This window comes from Streptomyces sp. M41(2017) (assembly GCF_002078175.1).
Classification (GTDB): domain Bacteria; phylum Actinomycetota; class Actinomycetes; order Streptomycetales; family Streptomycetaceae; genus Streptomyces.
Genome location: NZ_MWFK01000001.1, coordinates 4,237,369 through 4,252,658 on the forward strand (window position 1 = coordinate 4,237,369; position 15,290 = coordinate 4,252,658).

Sequence of the window (15,290 nt, forward strand, 5' to 3'; positions counted from 1 at the left end):
GGCCGTATGTGTCCTCAACCGCCCCCGCCGTGACGGATGTTCCGGCGTGGGTTCGACGCGACGACGTGATGACGTGAGGACACAGGCGATGAACGACCGAGTTACTCCTCCGATGCAGGCCCTGCCCGACGGCGAGGCGGAGATCGCCCTCGTGGTCCACCTCCCCTGGGAGGACGTGGCCGCGCTCGGCCAGGAGGCCGGACGGCTCGCGGCCCGGATGCAGCGCCCGGTGACCCTGGACGAGGCCGTGAGCCACCGCCTGCGGTCCACCCGCTCGGCGGCGCACGCCAAGCCCGCCCAGACCCCGCCCGCGGTCACCCCGCCCGCCTCCGTCTCGTCGCTGCCCGCCCGGCCGCCGGGGGAGCAGGCCCGCCAGGCGATAGACCGCATTAACGGATCGGCGGGCCACGAGTCCGCCTAGCGGCCGGCGTGACGACGGACGCGACGAGGTCCACCGTGGGGCCGTCGGCGTGGGGGAGCGGCGCGCGCCGTCACGAGGCGCCGGCCCGCACCTTCGCCGTCGCCTTGCGGGCCGCCACCAGGACGGGGTCCCAGACGGGGGAGAACGGCGGCGCGTAGCCGAGGTCGAGGGTCGTCATCCGTTCCACCGTCATGCCCGCGGTCAGCGCCACCGCCGCGACGTCCACCCGCTTGCCCGCCCCCTCCCGGCCGACGATCTGCACGCCGAGGAGCCGCCCGGTGCGCCGCTCCGCGAGCATCTTCACCGTCATGACCTCGGCCCCCGGGTAGTAGCCCGCGCGGCTCGTCGACTCGACGGTGACGGTCTCGAACCGCAGGCCCGCCCGGTGCGCGTCCTTCTCGCGCAGACCGGTGCGGGCGATCTCCAGGTCGCACACCTTGCTCACCGCGGTCCCGACGACCCCGGGGAACGTCGCGTACCCGCCGCCCACGTTGGTGCCGATCACCTGGCCGTGCTTGTTCGCGTGGGTGCCCAGCGCGATGTGCCGCTCGCCTCCCGAGACCAGGTCGAGCACCTCGACGCAGTCGCCGCCGGCCCAGATGTTCTCGTGCCCGCGCACCCGCATCGCCAGGTCGGTGAGCAGACCCCCGTGGTCGCCCACCGGCAGCCCCGCCGCCCGCGCCAGCGCCGTCTCGGGGCGAACGCCGATGCCGAGCACCACCACGTCCGCCGGATACTCGGCGTCGTCCGTGACGACCGCGCGGACCCTGTCGTCGTCACCCGTGAGCACCTTGGTGACCTCTGCGTCGTCGACCATCGTGATGCCGAGGCCCTCCATGGCCGTGTGCACCAGGCGGCCCATGTCCGGGTCGAGCGTGGACATCGGCTCCTTGCCGCGGTTGACGACCGTCACCTCGTACCCGCGGTTGATGAGCGCCTCGGCCATCTCCACCCCGATGTAGCCCGCCCCCACGACCACGGCACGGCGCCCCCGCGACCTCTCCAGCGTGTCGAGCAGGGCCTGCCCGTCGTCCAGGGTCTGCACGCCGTGCACGCCCGGCGCGTCGATGCCCGGCAGATCGGGCCGCACGGGCCGCGCGCCGGTCGCGATCACGAGCTTGTCGTACGGCGTCCACGCCTCGGTCCCGGTGTCCAGCTCGCGGGACCGCACCCGGGCGCCCTCGACGTCGATCTCCGTCACCTCCGTGCGCATCCGCAGGTCGATGTCGCGTTCCCGGTGCTCCTCCGGGGTCCGCGCCACCAGCCGGTCGCGGTCCGTGACGTCGCCGCCCACCCAGTAGGGGATGCCGCACGCCGAGTACGAGGCGAAGTTGCCCCGTTCGAAGGCGACGATCTCCAGTTCGTCGGGCCCGCGCAGCCGGCGCGCCTGTGACGCGGCGGACATGCCCGCCGCGTCACCGCCGATCACGACCAGTCGTTCCCGGCCCCCACCACTACCGCTCGTTCGGCTCATGCTCATACGAACACGCTACGGGGGCCCGGCATTTCAGTCCCGCTCACCGCCGCCCTCGGCCCTGCCGCCCGCCGGGGGGCCGGCCTGCGGAGCCGCGGTGCCCGCGTCGGGGCCCGGGGACGGGCGTGACGCCGGGACGGCGGCCGGTCCCGCGGCGGTCGCCGGACCCGCGGCCGCGGCGGCGGGCCGGTGACGCAGCCGGGGCCGCACCACGAACAGCCACACCGCGGCGATCAGCGCGACGCCCGCCGCGAAGGGGAGGACCGCCCCGATCGCGAGAGCAAGCCAGCGGATCATGGTGACCAGCACGTTCCAGCCGCCGGCGAGCGCGTCCAGGAAGCCCGGGTCGTCGTCCTTCTTCTCGGCGTGCCGCACCGCCGTCTGGGACAGCGACAGCGTGATCGTCGCCAGACTCGTACGGTCCTTCAGCGAGGCCTGCCGTGCGAGCAGCGCCTCCAGATCGGCCTCGCGGCTGCTCAACTCCCCTTCCAGGGTGACCACATCGCTGAGCTTGGTCGCCTTGTCCATCAGCTCGCGGACCCGGGCCACGCTCGCGCGCTGCGAGGCGATGCGGCTCCGCACGTCCACGACCTCGTCGGTGACGTCCTGCGCCTTGGCCGTGCGCTCCAGGACCTTTCCCGTGCCCTCCAGGTCGCCGAGCACCTGGTCGTACCGCTCGGTGGGCACCCGCAGGACGACACGGGTGCGTTCCCGGCCCTCGCCGTCCCGCGTGGTCGTCTCGTCGCCCACGTAGCCCCCGGCGCTCTCGACGGTGGTCCGCGTGTCGTCCAGGGCCTGGGGGACGTCCTTGACCCGAACCGTCAGCGAGGCGGTGCGGATGATGCTGTTCGCGGACAGCTTCGGCGGGGCGGTGGCCCTGCGGCCCGTCGCGCTGTCACTGCCCGCGGCGCCCGAGTCCGCCTTCTGCGCGCTCCCACCCCCGTCGTCCGCCGCGGCCGCCTTGCTGTCGCCGGCGCTGTCGGACGAGCTGTCGCCGGCACCGCATCCCGTCAGGGCGAGCGCGGTGACGAGGAGCACCCCGGCCAGGACACGCGACGGCCGGGACGGGCGCGACGGGAGAGCGGGAAGAGGGGACGGTTCCGGCGACGCCGATCGTGCCGGTCGTGCTGACGTACGTGTGCGCATGGCCTACCCCCGGGACGGTGACTGACTGACGCTCCTTCGACGCCCGGCCGCCCCAGGACGTTGGCCGGATCCGGTCCCGATGCGGTCACGGTCCGGACTCGCACCGGACACCGGGCTCCCCGGCAAAGGCGCCGCCGGGGTCTGAGAAGGTGGAGACATGCGCGAAGAGGACGTTCGTACGGGTTCGGGACACGTCGTGGTCGTCGGGGGCGGCATCGCCGGGCTGGCCGCCGCCCACCGCCTGCTGGGGCGCGGGTTCCGCGTCACCGTGCTGGAGGCGTCGGACCGTCTCGGCGGCAAGCTGCTGACCGGCGAGATCGCGGGCGCGCGCGTGGACCTCGGCGCCGAGTCGATGCTGGCGCGCCGCCCCGAGGCCCTGGCCCTCGCCCGTGAGACCGGCCTCGGCGACCTCCTCCAGCCGCCCGCCACCGCCTCGGCCTCGCTGTGGAACCGGGGCGTCCTGCGCCCCATGCCCAAGGGACACGTCATGGGCGTCCCCGGCACCGCCTCCGCCCTCGCGGACGTCCTCTCCCCGGAGGGCCTGCGCCGCGTCGAGCGCGACGCCGACCTCCCGCGCACCGAGGTCGGCGACGACATCGCGGTGGGCGAGTACGTGGCCGCCCGCATGGGCCGCGAGGTCGTCGACCGTCTCGTCGAACCCCTCCTCGGCGGGGTGTACGCGGGCGACGCCTACCGGATCTCCCTGCGCCTCGCCGTCCCCCAGCTGTACGCCGCCGCCCGCACCCACACCTCCCTCACGGAAGCGGTCCGCGAGATCCAGGCCAGGGCCGCCGCCGCGCAGCAGACCGGGCCGGTGTTCATGGGCATCGACGGTGGTGTCGGCCGACTGCCCCTCGCCGTGGCCGGGTCGGTGACCGCACGCGGCGGCGAGATCCTCACCGGGACCCCGGTCACCGAACTGCGCAGGACGAGCCGCGCGTCCGACGAGCGGCCCGGGTCCGCCTGGCGCATCGTCGCGGGCGGCCGGGTCCTGCACGCCGACGCGGTCGTCCTCGCCGTGCCCGCCCCGGCCGCCGCCGCGCTGCTGCGCGCCGAGGCACCCGCCGCCGCGACCGAACTGGCCGCCGTCGAGTACGCGTCGATGGCCCTCGTGACCCTCGCCTACCGCAGCGCCGACGCCACCCTCCCCGAGGGCAGCGGATTCCTGGTCCCGCCGGTCGACGGACACACCATCAAGGCCTCGACGTTCGCCTCCCGTAAATGGGGCTGGATCGCCGACCGGAACCCGGACCTGACCGTGCTGCGCACCTCCGTCGGGCGGTACGGCGAGACGGAGGTGCTCGGCCGCCCCGACGACGACCTGGTCCGGGTGTCCCGGCACGACCTGCGGGAGGCCACCGGCCTCGACGCGGACCCGGTGGAGACCCGGGTGACACGCTGGGACGACGGACTGCCCCAGTACCCGGTGGGCCACCACGCGCGCGTGGCCCGGGTCCGCGAGCACGTCGGCAAGCTGCCGGGCCTCGCCGTCTGCGGAGCCGCCTACGACGGCGTCGGCATCCCCGCCTGCATCGCCTCCGCGTACGCCGCCGTGGACGGCCTCGGCGGCGACTTCGGCGGCCTGGACGCGTTGCGGGCCGACCCGGTGCAGAGCCTGCACGGCGGAGCGGGAGAATAGCCCCATGAGTGACGACGCCCCCACCACCGAGTCCGGCAGGGTCCCGAACAAGGGCAAGCTGGCCAAGGACCTCAACGAGGCCATCCGCTACACCTTGTGGTCCGTCTTCCGGCTGAGGGACGTACTGCCGGAGGACCGCGCCGGTTACGCCGACGAGGTCCAGGAGCTGTTCGACCAGCTCGCCGCGAAGGACGTCACCGTCCGCGGCACCTATGACGTCTCGGGGCTGCGGGCCGACGCCGATCTCATGATCTGGTGGCACGCCGAGACCAGCGACCAGCTCCAGGAGGCGTACAACCTCTTCCGGCGCACCCGCCTCGGCCGCGCGCTGGAGCCGGTCTGGTCGAACATGGCGCTCCACCGGCCCGCCGAGTTCAACCGCTCGCACATCCCGGCGTTCCTCGCCGACGAGACGCCCCGCGACTACGTGAGCGTCTACCCCTTCGTGCGCTCCTACGACTGGTACCTGCTGGCCGACGAGGACCGTCGCCGGATGCTCGCCGACCACGGCAAGATGGCCCGCGGCTACCCGGACGTGCGCGCCAACACGGTCGCCTCGTTCTCCCTCGGCGACTACGAGTGGATCCTCGCGTTCGAGGCCGACGAGCTGTACCGCATCGTGGACCTGATGCGTCATCTGCGCGCCTCCGAGGCCCGGATGCACGTGCGCGAGGAGGTCCCGTTCTACACGGGCCGTCGCAAGCACATCACCGAACTGGTGGCAGGACTCGCCTGACCGGCACGACACGACGGCGGGCGCCCCTGTTCCGGGGGCGCCCGCCGTCGTCATGTCACCGAACCGTCCGTCAGGGCGCCTGCCCGGCGCTCCGGGCGGCCGGCCCGGCCTGTTCCGCTTCCCCGGGCGTCGCCGCCGCGCCCTTCGTGCCCTCGGTGCCGCGCTCACCGTCGGGCGTCTGCGCCGCCGGCTCCTTGTGCGGTGCGCATCCGGCGTCCCGCCCGGGAAGCCGCCCCTCCAGCAGGTAGGCGTCCAGATAGCCGTTGACGCACTTGTTGGGGCCGCCGCCGATCCCGTGGGTCCCGGCGCCGTTCTCCGTCACCAGCACCGAACCCCACAGCCGCCTGTGCAGCTCCTTCGCCCCGTCGTACGGCGTCGCCGCGTCCCGCTCGGCCGCCAGGATCAGCGTCGGCGGCAACTCTCCGGGCAGCGTCCGCACGTCGAGCGGCTTCTGCCGCGGCACCGGCCAGTACGCGCACGGCAGGTTCATCCACACGTTGTCCCAGGTCTCGAACGGCGCCACCCGCGCGAGCCGCGTGTTGTCGCGGTCCCAGGTGCGCCAGTCGGTCGGCCAGGACGCGTCGTTGCACTCCACGGCCGTGTAGACCGCGCTGCCGTTCTCCTGCTCCGCCGCCGCCTCCGGATGCGGCCCCGCGATCTGCACCAGCGGCTTCGGGTCACCCTTCAGATAGGCGGACAGCGCCAGGGCACGCCGCGGCCAGTAGTCGTCGTAGTACCCGGCCTGCAGGAAAGCCCCCTGGAGCTGGGCCGGCCCCACCTTGCCCCCGGCCGGCTTCGCGGCGAGCCGGGCCCGCGCCCTCTCGTACGAGTGCAGCACCTCATCGGGTGTGCCGCCGAGGCCGTACACCTCGTCGTGACGCGCGATCCAGCCGCGGAAGTCCGCCCAGCGGCCCTCGAACGCGGCCGACTGGTCGAGGTTGTTGCGGTACCAGATCTGCTCGGGATCCGGGTTCACCGCCGAGTCGAAGACCATCCGGCGCACGTGCGAGGGGAACAGGGTCGCGTACAGGGCACCGAAGTACGTCCCGTACGACGCGCCCATGAACGTCAGCTTCCGCTCGCCGAGCCCCGCGCGCAGCACGTCCAGGTCTCGGGCGTTGTTCAGCGACGTGTAGTGGCGCAGGCCCGCTCCGGAGCGCTGCGCGCAGCCGCGCGCGTACGCCTTCGCCTCCGCGATCCGCTCCTTCTTGTACGACTCGGAGGGAAACGTCGGGGACAGCGAGGGCGCCTTCTGGAACCGCTTCGGGTCCTGGCAGGACAGCGGCGCGGAACGGTCGACACCGCGCGGCGCGTAGCCGACGAGGTCGTAGGCGGCGCCGATCGGCTTCCACTCGGGGAGGAAACCGATCAGCGGGAAGTACATGCCGGACGCGCCGGGCCCGCCGGGGTTGTAGACGAGGGCGCCCTGGCGGGGGACCTTGCGCTTCGGGTTCCGCACGTCCTTGCCGGTGGCCTTCACACGGCTGACGGTCAGCTTGATCCGCCTGCCGTCGGGGTGGGCGTAGTCGAGGGGCACGGTGACCGTGCCGCACTGGAGGTTGCCGGGCAGCTCCTCCACCTTGGGGCACGCGCCGAAACGGATGCCGGCGGCCGCCGCGCGCTGTGCCGCGACGACGGCGCCGCGCGCCTCGGCCGAGGCGGAACCGGTCCCGTCCGGCCAGGCGGTGGTGCCGCCGGCCGGGGCGGCGACGAGCGCCGTCAGGAGCAGGGACCCCGCGGTTCCGTGGAGGACGGCAGCTCTCATCGCGAATCCCTTCGGCGCACGGCAGCGACAGAAGGATGCTTCGTTCGGCCGTCGGCGATGTAAAGCACCGGCCGCCGGTGTCGGCCTCAATGACCCCGATGCGCCCCCCGGGGCGCCTCCCAGCCCCCGTGCGAGCCCCCGCCGTCAGGCGCCGTGGCCGGCGCCGCGGTCCCGGTGGGCGAGTGCCGCGCGCACCTCCGGTTCGCCGATGGCCCGGACACCGCGCACGGCGACCGAGGTGAGATACGTACGGTCGTCGCCCGACGCGTCGGAGTGCCGGGCGAGGGTGCCGAGCAGCCGCTGACCGGCGGGAGAGGCCCACCGCGTGTACGGGTGCACCTCGATGCGGGCGATCGCGAGACAGCTCAGGGTCAGGACGAGCGGGAGGGCGAACCAGACGGCCACCGGGACCCCGCTCCCGCTGGGCCCGGCCGGCAGCAACAGGGCCGCGACGGCGAGCACGAGGACCGCCGCCGCGGCGGCCTGGACCTGGCGGACGGCGCCCGCCACCGTGGTGCGCGCCCCGTCGGGCACGGCGAGCCCCGCCGCGACCAGACCGTCCGCCAGCCGGTGCACCGAGTCCGCGGCGGCCGTGGCCGCCCGCACCGGAGCTATCCGCGACTGGCCCTCCGGACCGATCGCCCCGAGCACCGAGCGCTCCATGTCGTCCCGCCCGCGCGGGTCCACCACGGTCGCCCAGCCGGTGTGCGCGAGCAGCAGCCGGCGTTGGCGGGCCATCGAGACCAGGGTCAGATCGGCCACCCGCGCCGGGCCGCCCGACAGGAACGCCGCCTCGTACAGCGTCAGGTCGTGCCCGTGCGCCTCCCGGGCGTCGACCGTCGCGGCGCGCACGGCGGCCAGGCACAGCCGCGTGCACGATATGCCGGCCGCGGCCCAGGCCAGCAGCAGGAGAAGGACCCAGAACATGGCGTGTTTCTATGCGAAGTCCGGGGCGGGCGCCATGCCTTATTCACCATGTGGACGGAGCGTTGCGGGTCTGTGACGTTCCGCTCGACCCGGTGAGGAGCGGGCGCGCGGGACGCGGACCGGTGGCGGGCGGCCCGGTGCCGTCAGGGACTCGACGTCGGCCGGGGGCGCGTCGCCGGCGGCGGGAGCGGATACCCCGAGGACGGTGTCACCGGGACCGGCGACCGCGGGGCCTCGGTCGGGCCGGGCGGCGCGGGGGAACTGGTGAGCGGTGGCGGGCTCGCCGTCGCGGCGTCCCGGGCCAGCGCGTCGAAGTCGACGTAGCCGGTCGCCTCCAGCACCTTGATGTGGTCGAGCACGGTGGTGTTCGCGTCGTCGGCGAGATCGCGGACCAGGGAGTTGCGGGTGGTCGCGCGGACCTGCGCGACCACGGCGAACACCTTGCCGTGCGCCGCGCGCAGGAGGTTCGCGAAGTCCCGGTCGTACGCGGTGCCGTGGGCCGCGCTCAGCGTGGCCAGCCACCCGCGCTGCTGCGGGTTGGGCTGGTTGGGCAGCTCCAGGCCGAGGCGGGCGGCGACGTTGCGGACGCGTGCGTCGAGGAACGTGTGCCCCTCGATGAGGTGCTCGCCGGCCGTCCGTACGGCCTGGGTGGTGCCGCGTTCCTGGGCCTGCTGGCCCGCGGGCAGCTCCCAGAGCCCGGCCAGCCGGACCTTGGTGACGAACTCCCGGTCCAGGGCCGACAGCGGTCCGTACCGGGTCGGCACGGACTGCGCGTTCAGGGTGTCGAGGCCGGTGCCGGAGCGGTCCGCGTACGACCAGATCGGAAAGGCCAGGGCGGCGAGGGTCGCCAGGAGGGCGGTGATGATGAGCCCTGTTCCACTGACCAATCCGGTGCGGTTGATGGATCGCATGGTGCCTCCTGTTGCGGCACCGCACGCTAATGCGCTTCGCGTGCGGGTTGGCATGCTACTGCGGGGGCTACGCCAACTGCCGTACAGGAAGATGGGGTTGCGCGGAGGGTGGAAGGCGCCGGTTGCGGTGGTTCGTGCCTACGTCAGACCGCACGGAACCCACCGGAAACGGACGCGCACCCCTCCTTCACGGAGAGCGGTGTTAGTCCGGGCACACTCCGCGGACGGCTCGTGTCGCCCACGCGTGCTCGAAGCGGGGCACCGCCGCCGGGCCCGGGCCGCGCTCCCGCCCCGCCGCGGGGCGCGTCCGCACCCCGCGACCCGTCCGCTCAGCGACCCAGCAGCACCCTGCGGGTGGCGCGGACCAGCCGTGCCCCCGGGCGCCGGGACAGCGGGGCCGGCCCCGATCGCTCCAGCCACCACTCGCGCAGCAGCCGGGTCTCCGCGCTCTCCGGGAGCCCCGCGAGCAGCAGGTGCTCGGCGAAGTCCAGGGCGTCGCGCCGGTAACCGCCGGACATCGGGTGCCCCTGCGCGTACGCCAGGAAGGCCGGCCGGTACACCTCCGCGAGGATCTCCGGCAGTTCGGGGGCGACCTTGGCGACCACGTCCGCCCGCTTCGCGGCGAGGGCGCGCGCCTGCACCCCGAGGCGGACCCGGTCGAACCCCTCGGGCGCGGGGGTCCCCGCGACCAGCGCCGACAGCAGGGCGGCCTGCGCGAGGGCGAGCCGCTGCCGTGCGGCGTCCTCGACCCCCGTCGCCGGCTCCACGGGGGCCGCGGCAGTGTGCTCCGGGCGTCCGGCGGCCCCGGGGTCCGGCACCACGCCGTCGCCGGTGATCGCCTTCGGCGGGGTCGGCGCGTACGTCACGCCTCCTCGCGTGCCCGCCCCGACCGTGGCGCGCGCCCGCGCCCTCGTCACCGTGCGCCGGATCGCCGCCAGTTCCCGCTCCAGTTCGGCGGGCCCGGGGAAGTTCTCGTCCCGTTCGAGGAGGACGCCGGGCGGTGCGACCCGGGACGCGAGGTCGGCGAGGATGCCGAGAACGGCCTCGGGGACGGGGTGGGCGTGGCTGTCGTGCCAGACGCCGTCGCGTTCGAAGCCCCCGGCGACGTGGACGTAGGCGATGGCCTCGACGGGGAGTTCGTCGAGTGCCTTGGAGGGGTCCTCGCCGCGGTTGACGTGGTTGGTGTGCAGGTTGGCGACGTCGATGAGCAGATGGACGCCGGTGCGGTCGGCCAGGTCGTAGAGGAACTGTCCCTCGGTCATCTCCTCGCCGGGCCAGGAGATCAGCGCGGCGATGTTCTCCACGGCGAGCGGCACGGGCAGCGCGGCCTGCGCGGCCCGGACGTTCGCGCACAGGACGTCCAGCGCGTCCCGGGTCCGCGGCACCGGCAGCAGGTGGCCGGCCTCCAGGAGCGGCGAGGCGGTGAGCGGTCCGCCCGCCCGGACGAACGCGATGTGCTCCGTGACGAGCGGCGACCCCAGTGCCTCGGCGCGCTCGGCGAGCGCGGTGAGCCGGGACTCGTCGGGACGGTCGGCGCCGCCGAGGCCCAGCGAGACGCCGTGCGGCACGACCGTGACACCCCGCTCGCGCAGCCGCAGCAGCGACTCCGGAACGTGGCCCGGGCACACGTTCTCCGCCACGGCCTCGACCCAGTCGATGCCGGGCATGCGCTCCACGGCCTCGGCGATCTCCGGCCGCCATCCGATTCCCGTCCCCAGCCGCCTCAGCTGCTGCATGTCCCCTCCTCCGTCACGGTGCCCGTCCGGCCTGCCTGTGTGTCGTCTCCTCACGACGGCCCGTCCCCCGGCGTGACGGTGTCATGGCCCAGTCGGCGAGCGTCCAACCCGTCGGGGCGGACGTTCAGAGCAACATTTGAGGTTCGGGACCGCCGGCGCGGGGACCGGACCGGCCGGCGGAGCATGTTGACCGGGGCGCGGGTTCCGGCCGGCCGGGCCCGCCTCGGAGGGAGGCGGGGCAGACGGCCGCGGAATGTTCCGGCTTCCGGGACGGTCCGGCACGGTGTGCGGGATGGTGGAGGGCGAGGCCGGGGGCCCGTCCTCCACCTCCTGCTCCGTCGGGGGACTGGTAACGCCAACTTCCGCTTACCTACTATGTATTGACCGTCGGGCCAGTTCTTTGGCGCGGCACTGATCTGGGGGAATGATGCAGCCTGACCAGCAGCTGTCCACGGCGATCGATGCCACCGTGCCCACGGCCGCGCGCATGTACGACCACTATCTCGGCGGCAAGGACAACTACGCCGCGGACCGGGCGGCGTGCGAGGAGCTGGACAAGGTCGTGCCGAGCACGCGCGCGCTGGCGCTGAACAACCGGCGCTTCCTCCAGCGCGTGGTGAAGACCCTCGCCGAGGACTACGGGATCCGGCAGTTCCTGGACCACGGATCCGGCCTGCCCACGCAGAACAACGTGCACCAGGTCGCTCAGCAGATCGACGAGACGTCCCGCGTGGTCTACGTCGACAGCGACCCGATGGTCCTCGTGCACGGCCGGGCCCTGCTGGACCAGAACGACCGCACCGCCGTCATCCACGCCGACCTGCGCGAGACCGAGCAGATCTTCACGCACCCCGACACCGAACGGCTGATCGACTTCTCGCAGCCCGTCGCGGTGCTGTTCAACTCGGTGTTCCACTGCATCCCGGACAGTGACACGGACGGGCCTCTCTCCGTGATCGCCCGCGTCTCCGAACGGCTCGCCCCCGGCAGCTTCATGGTGATGTGCCAGCTGGTCAGCGAGGACCCCGAAGTCCGCGCGTTCGTCACCGACTTCATGGACACGGCGACGCAGGGCCACTGGGGCCGGGTGCGCCAGGAAAAGGACGTGGCGGAGTACTTCGCCGGCCTGGAGATCCTGGACCCCGGGCTCGTGGAGGTGTCCACCTGGCGTCCCGACACCGACGTGGTGGCACGGCAACTCACCCAGGAGTGGATCGAGTTCGGCGGGGTCGGCCGCATCGGGTGAAGCGGAGAGGGTGCTTCGGCGTGCCGCGCCGAAGCACCGCGGGGCCGTGCCCCGTGAAGCAGGGGGCGGCCCTCCGGCGCGTGGGTGCCGGAGACGGCGGTGTCAGTCCGCCACGCTGTAGCGCCGCTCCATCGTCTCGCGCAGCAGCGCCAAGGACTCGCGCGGGTTGAGGGCCTCGTCGGCGAGCCGGTCGAGCACCACGCGGTACTCCTCCGTCTCGTCGCGGTCCTCCAGGAAGTTGGCGCTCCTGATGTGCTCCAGGTAGACCACGTCGGGCAGTTCGACACCGCCGAAGCGCAGATAGGTGACCGGAATGGCCGGCGCGGACGCGTTCGTCACGTCCAACGGCACGATCTGGACGATCACATGGGGGCGCTCGGCCATCTCCACGAGGTGCTCCAGCTGCCGGCGCATCACCTCGGGGCTGCCGAGGACCCGCAGCAGCACGGACTCGTCCACGACCGCCCACAGATGGGGCGCGTCCTCCCGGTCCAGGAGCTCCCGCCGGCGCATGCGCAGCTCCACCCGGCGTTCGACCTCGCCGGCCGGGGCCGTCGGCAGGCCGCGCTGCACGACCGCCCGTGTGTAGTCGGCGGTCTGCAACAGGCCCGGCACGTACTGGATCTCGAAGGTGCGGATGGTGGTGGCCGCCTCCTGGAGCCCGACCAGCCGGTCGAACCACTCGGGCATCAGCCGCTTGTCGTAGCGCTGCCACCATCCCGGCTCACCGGCGCGCCGGAGAAGCCGCAGCAGGACCGACACCTCGTAGTCGTCGGTCCCGTACAGGTCGAGGAGGGCCCGGACGTCGGCCTCCGTGGGGGGCTTGCGGCCCTTGCCCGCCTCGATGCGCGACAGCTTCGCCGGGCTGAACCCGAGGGCCCGCGCCGCCTGTTCCTGGGAGAGGCCGGCGTCGTCGCGGGCACCCGTCAGCTGTACGCCGACCAGCATCTTCAGCAGAGTGGGCGCGGGCTCCTGCCGACTCAGATACGGTTCGAGGCGGGAGGCGCGGGGTGACTCGACAGACATCCTGGCTCCCAGTCGACCGGCAGAAGACAGCTCAAATTATCGCACCGATGCGGTCTGCGCCGCATGCGTCGACAGAAGTGGAAAATCACTCCTCCGCTTCGCCGGGACCGGGATCCGGGCTCCGTGACGCGGGAGACCGATCACAGGAGGTGGTCGAACTCGCCACCCTTCGCACCCGCCAGGAAAGCGGCCACCTCCGCCGGGGTGTAGACGAGGGCCGGGCCCTCCGGGTCGCGGGAGTTGCGCACCGCGATGCCCTCTTCGCCCAGGCTGGCCACCTCGACACAGTTCCCCTCGGCGTTGCTGTGGCTGCTCTTGATCCAGCGAGCGGCCAGTGAACTCGCCCGCACTCCGTTCGGCACCGATCGCACCACGCACTCTCCTTGCTGACGTTCCATCACGCGGTCACCGGCCACCCCGTCCCGGAATCGGGCGGACACCACGTGGCTTGATCTTCTCCCTCCACCGTCGTGCAATTTCTCGTGCAATTGCACGAAGGTGGTGTCAGGTGGATACTAGCGGCGGCGCCAACGGGCTTGCCAGCACCGGTTACTGACGTTCTTTCAGAAAGCGCCCCCAAGGGGGGTACCGGTGCCGGGACGTCGAGCGGCCCGCACCGCCTGACACTGTCCGACGCCCTCGGAGGGAGCGGAAATGGCAACACCACTCGAGAACCTGGAACACGTGTCGTGGGAGGAGATCAAGGACTCCAGCGGCTCCGCTCAGGCCATCCCGTTCCTGCTGAACGCCGTCGCCTGGGGTGACGAACCGACGGCCCGGGCAGCACTTCACGACCTGCGGGAACGAATCTGCCAGTACGGATTCGTGGTCGAACAGGCCACCGCCGCCACGGTCCCCTTCCTGTGGGAACTCGTCGAACTCCCGCAGGTCACCTGCCGCGTGCAGATCGTCCAGCTCCTCAAGGACATCGCCGACGCCCGCCAGTGGGAACGCACGGCCCGCGCCTGGCCCAAGCTGCTCAACCGCCGCGAGAACTATGTGGGGTGGGAGCGCGAGGCCCGCCAGGCGGTGCGGGCCCGCCGTGGCGCACTCCAGCACCTGCTCGACGAACCCGACACCGAACTCGTCCGGGTCACCACCGAACTCGCCTCCGCGCTGGCCGACTGACCCGGCCGGCCGCCCGTCCGTACCGGGTGGCGCCCTGCCCGCTCGCCGCGATCGCGGAGCGGACGGCACCACCGGGGCCTCGGCGGCACGGGTGCCGGCGTCGTCGCGGCCGGAGAGACGTCAGACGGCCGGACCCGGCTGTCCGAGGGTCCGACGGACCGCGTCGCGCAGCCAGTGATGGCCGCCGTCGGCCGCGTGCCGCGGATGCCAGGCCATGCCGATGGACAGTGGCGGCAGGGGCAGCGGGATCTCCAGGAGCCGCAGGCCGAGCGCGCCGGCCGCGTCCGTGAGCGGTGACGGCGCGACGCCCGGCGGCGAGGCGGGGATGAGACACACGAGGTCGCTCCCGGCGGCCAGCGTCATCGCGGCCAGATGTCCGGGCAGGACGACAGCGACCCTGCGCCGCAGGTTCCGCTCGGCCAGGGCACTGTCCAGCGGGCCGGTGAACCGCCCCCGGCGGCTCACCACCACATGCTCGGCGGCGGCGAGCCGTTCCGGCGTCAGGGCGCCCTCCGTGAGCGGGTGCCCCGGCCGTACGGCGGCCGTCATCCGCAGGGTGACCAGTTCCTCGACCCTCGTCTCGGGGTCGACGTGGTCGATCGAGCCGACCTCCAGGTCGATCCGTCCGTCGCGGAGCGCCGGACCGGCCTCCAGTTCCTCGGCCCTGAACCGCAGCGAGACCGCGGGAGCCTCCTGGCGCGCGAGCCGCAGCAGGCCCGGGGCGAGGGCCGCGCCGACCAGGTCGGCGGCCTGGAGCGTGAACGTGCCGCGCAGCGCGGCCGGATCGACACCGGTGCCCGGCGAGAGCAGCGCCCCGACACGGCGCACCACCGCGGCGGCCTCGTCCCGCAGGGCCTGGGCGCGGGGGGTGGGGACCATGCCCTGACCGGCCCGGACCAGCAGCGGGTCCTGGAGGACACGGCGAAGGCGGGCGAGGGTCCGGCTCATGGCCGCGGGCGACGTGTGCAGACGGGCGGCGGCCCGCGTGACGCTCTGCTCGGTCAGCAGAGCGTCCAGCGCGACCGCGAGATTCGCGTCGACGACGGGCTCTGGTGTGCTGGTCATGGGGATTGTTCCGTTCCAGGCAATGATCCCTTGCTTAAGTTCCCATTGTGGCAACACCGGCGGGCTCCGC

General features: G+C 73.3%; 14 protein-coding genes. 5 read left to right on the top strand and 9 right to left on the bottom strand.

All coding sequences use genetic code 11. From position 1 onward, the window contains the following. Positions 1-88 precede the first annotated feature (88 nt). Positions 89-421, top strand: a complete 333-nt coding sequence (locus tag B0675_RS18595; protein ID WP_081219943.1) for a hypothetical protein — start codon at positions 89-91, stop codon at positions 419-421. Positions 422-491: 70 nt separating this feature from the next. Here the strand turns inward: B0675_RS18595 and B0675_RS18600 are convergent, their stop codons facing one another. Together B0675_RS18600 and B0675_RS18605 are read right to left on the bottom strand one after the other, a co-directional pair. After that, positions 492-1,901, bottom strand: coding sequence for an FAD-dependent oxidoreductase (locus B0675_RS18600; protein ID WP_081219944.1), 1,410 nt, complete (start codon positions 1,899-1,901; stop codon positions 492-494). A gap of 27 nt (positions 1,902-1,928) precedes the next feature. After that, a complete protein-coding gene (locus B0675_RS18605; protein ID WP_081219945.1) occupies positions 1,929-3,041 on the bottom strand; it encodes a DUF4349 domain-containing protein in 1,113 nt (370 codons plus the stop codon). A gap of 157 nt (positions 3,042-3,198) precedes the next feature. On the opposite strand from B0675_RS18605, the gene hemG reads away from it, so the two are divergent. Beyond that, complete coding sequence (hemG, locus tag B0675_RS18610) at positions 3,199-4,680, top strand: protoporphyrinogen oxidase (protein WP_081219946.1); 1,482 nt, start codon at positions 3,199-3,201, stop codon at positions 4,678-4,680. 4 nt (positions 4,681-4,684) lie between these two features. Beyond that, on the top strand, positions 4,685-5,416 hold the full coding sequence (gene hemQ / locus B0675_RS18615) for a hydrogen peroxide-dependent heme synthase (RefSeq protein WP_081219947.1): 732 nt from the start codon (positions 4,685-4,687) through the stop codon (positions 5,414-5,416). A 70-nt stretch (positions 5,417-5,486) separates the two neighbouring features. Here the strand turns inward: hemQ and B0675_RS18620 are convergent, their stop codons facing one another. The 4 genes from B0675_RS18620 to B0675_RS18635 form a co-directional block, all read right to left on the bottom strand. After that, entirely contained in the window at positions 5,487-7,181 is a 1,695-nt protein-coding gene (locus B0675_RS18620) for an alpha/beta hydrolase (RefSeq protein WP_081219948.1), read from the bottom strand. 144 nt (positions 7,182-7,325) lie between these two features. Beyond that, entirely contained in the window at positions 7,326-8,108 is a 783-nt protein-coding gene (locus B0675_RS18625; protein ID WP_081219949.1) for a TIGR04222 domain-containing membrane protein, read from the bottom strand. Between the two features lie 143 nt (positions 8,109-8,251). Beyond that, positions 8,252-9,019, bottom strand: coding sequence for a DUF4142 domain-containing protein (locus B0675_RS18630; protein ID WP_081219950.1), 768 nt, complete (start codon positions 9,017-9,019; stop codon positions 8,252-8,254). Positions 9,020-9,348: 329 nt separating this feature from the next. Further along, complete coding sequence (locus B0675_RS18635) at positions 9,349-10,755, bottom strand: DUF692 domain-containing protein (protein ID WP_081219951.1); 1,407 nt, start codon at positions 10,753-10,755, stop codon at positions 9,349-9,351. 427 nt (positions 10,756-11,182) lie between these two features. Here B0675_RS18635 and B0675_RS18640 point away from each other — a divergent pair, with 427 nt between their 5' ends. Beyond that, positions 11,183-12,001: an SAM-dependent methyltransferase gene (locus B0675_RS18640; RefSeq protein WP_081221862.1), complete on the top strand. Its 819-nt coding sequence runs from the start codon at positions 11,183-11,185 to the stop codon at positions 11,999-12,001. A gap of 102 nt (positions 12,002-12,103) precedes the next feature. Here B0675_RS18640 and B0675_RS18645 read toward each other — a convergent pair whose 3' ends face one another. Then, entirely contained in the window at positions 12,104-13,027 is a 924-nt protein-coding gene (locus B0675_RS18645; RefSeq protein ID WP_081219952.1) for a helix-turn-helix transcriptional regulator, read from the bottom strand. A 140-nt stretch (positions 13,028-13,167) separates the two neighbouring features. After that, positions 13,168-13,398 (bottom strand): DUF397 domain-containing protein, encoded by a 231-nt coding sequence (locus tag B0675_RS18650; protein ID WP_241539958.1) that lies wholly within the window; start codon positions 13,396-13,398, stop codon positions 13,168-13,170. A gap of 283 nt (positions 13,399-13,681) precedes the next feature. On the opposite strand from B0675_RS18650, the gene B0675_RS18655 reads away from it, so the two are divergent. Then, a complete protein-coding gene (locus B0675_RS18655; RefSeq protein ID WP_081219953.1) occupies positions 13,682-14,155 on the top strand; it encodes a hypothetical protein in 474 nt (157 codons plus the stop codon). 120 nt (positions 14,156-14,275) lie between these two features. On the opposite strand, the gene B0675_RS18660 is transcribed toward B0675_RS18655, so the two are convergent. After that, positions 14,276-15,220: a LysR family transcriptional regulator gene (locus B0675_RS18660; protein WP_179165318.1), complete on the bottom strand. Its 945-nt coding sequence runs from the start codon at positions 15,218-15,220 to the stop codon at positions 14,276-14,278. Positions 15,221-15,290: the final 70 nt, after the last annotated feature.

Coding starts and splice junctions, on each gene's coding strand:
- B0675_RS18640 (WP_081221862.1), top strand. CDS start 11,183: ATGCAGCCTGACCAGCAGCTGTCCACGGCGATCGATGCCACCGTGCCC.
- B0675_RS18600 (WP_081219944.1), bottom strand. CDS start 1,901: ATGAGCATGAGCCGAACGAGCGGTAGTGGTGGGGGCCGGGAACGACTG.
- hemG (WP_081219946.1), top strand. CDS start 3,199: ATGCGCGAAGAGGACGTTCGTACGGGTTCGGGACACGTCGTGGTCGTC.
- hemQ (WP_081219947.1), top strand. CDS start 4,685: ATGAGTGACGACGCCCCCACCACCGAGTCCGGCAGGGTCCCGAACAAG.
- B0675_RS18605 (WP_081219945.1), bottom strand. CDS start 3,041: ATGCGCACACGTACGTCAGCACGACCGGCACGATCGGCGTCGCCGGAA.
- B0675_RS18660 (WP_179165318.1), bottom strand. CDS start 15,220: ATGACCAGCACACCAGAGCCCGTCGTCGACGCGAATCTCGCGGTCGCG.
- B0675_RS18645 (WP_081219952.1), bottom strand. CDS start 13,027: ATGTCTGTCGAGTCACCCCGCGCCTCCCGCCTCGAACCGTATCTGAGT.
- B0675_RS18625 (WP_081219949.1), bottom strand. CDS start 8,108: ATGTTCTGGGTCCTTCTCCTGCTGCTGGCCTGGGCCGCGGCCGGCATA.
- B0675_RS18630 (WP_081219950.1), bottom strand. CDS start 9,019: ATGCGATCCATCAACCGCACCGGATTGGTCAGTGGAACAGGGCTCATC.
- B0675_RS18620 (WP_081219948.1), bottom strand. CDS start 7,181: ATGAGAGCTGCCGTCCTCCACGGAACCGCGGGGTCCCTGCTCCTGACG.
- B0675_RS18655 (WP_081219953.1), top strand. CDS start 13,682: ATGGCAACACCACTCGAGAACCTGGAACACGTGTCGTGGGAGGAGATC.
- B0675_RS18635 (WP_081219951.1), bottom strand. CDS start 10,755: ATGCAGCAGCTGAGGCGGCTGGGGACGGGAATCGGATGGCGGCCGGAG.
- B0675_RS18595 (WP_081219943.1), top strand. CDS start 89: ATGAACGACCGAGTTACTCCTCCGATGCAGGCCCTGCCCGACGGCGAG.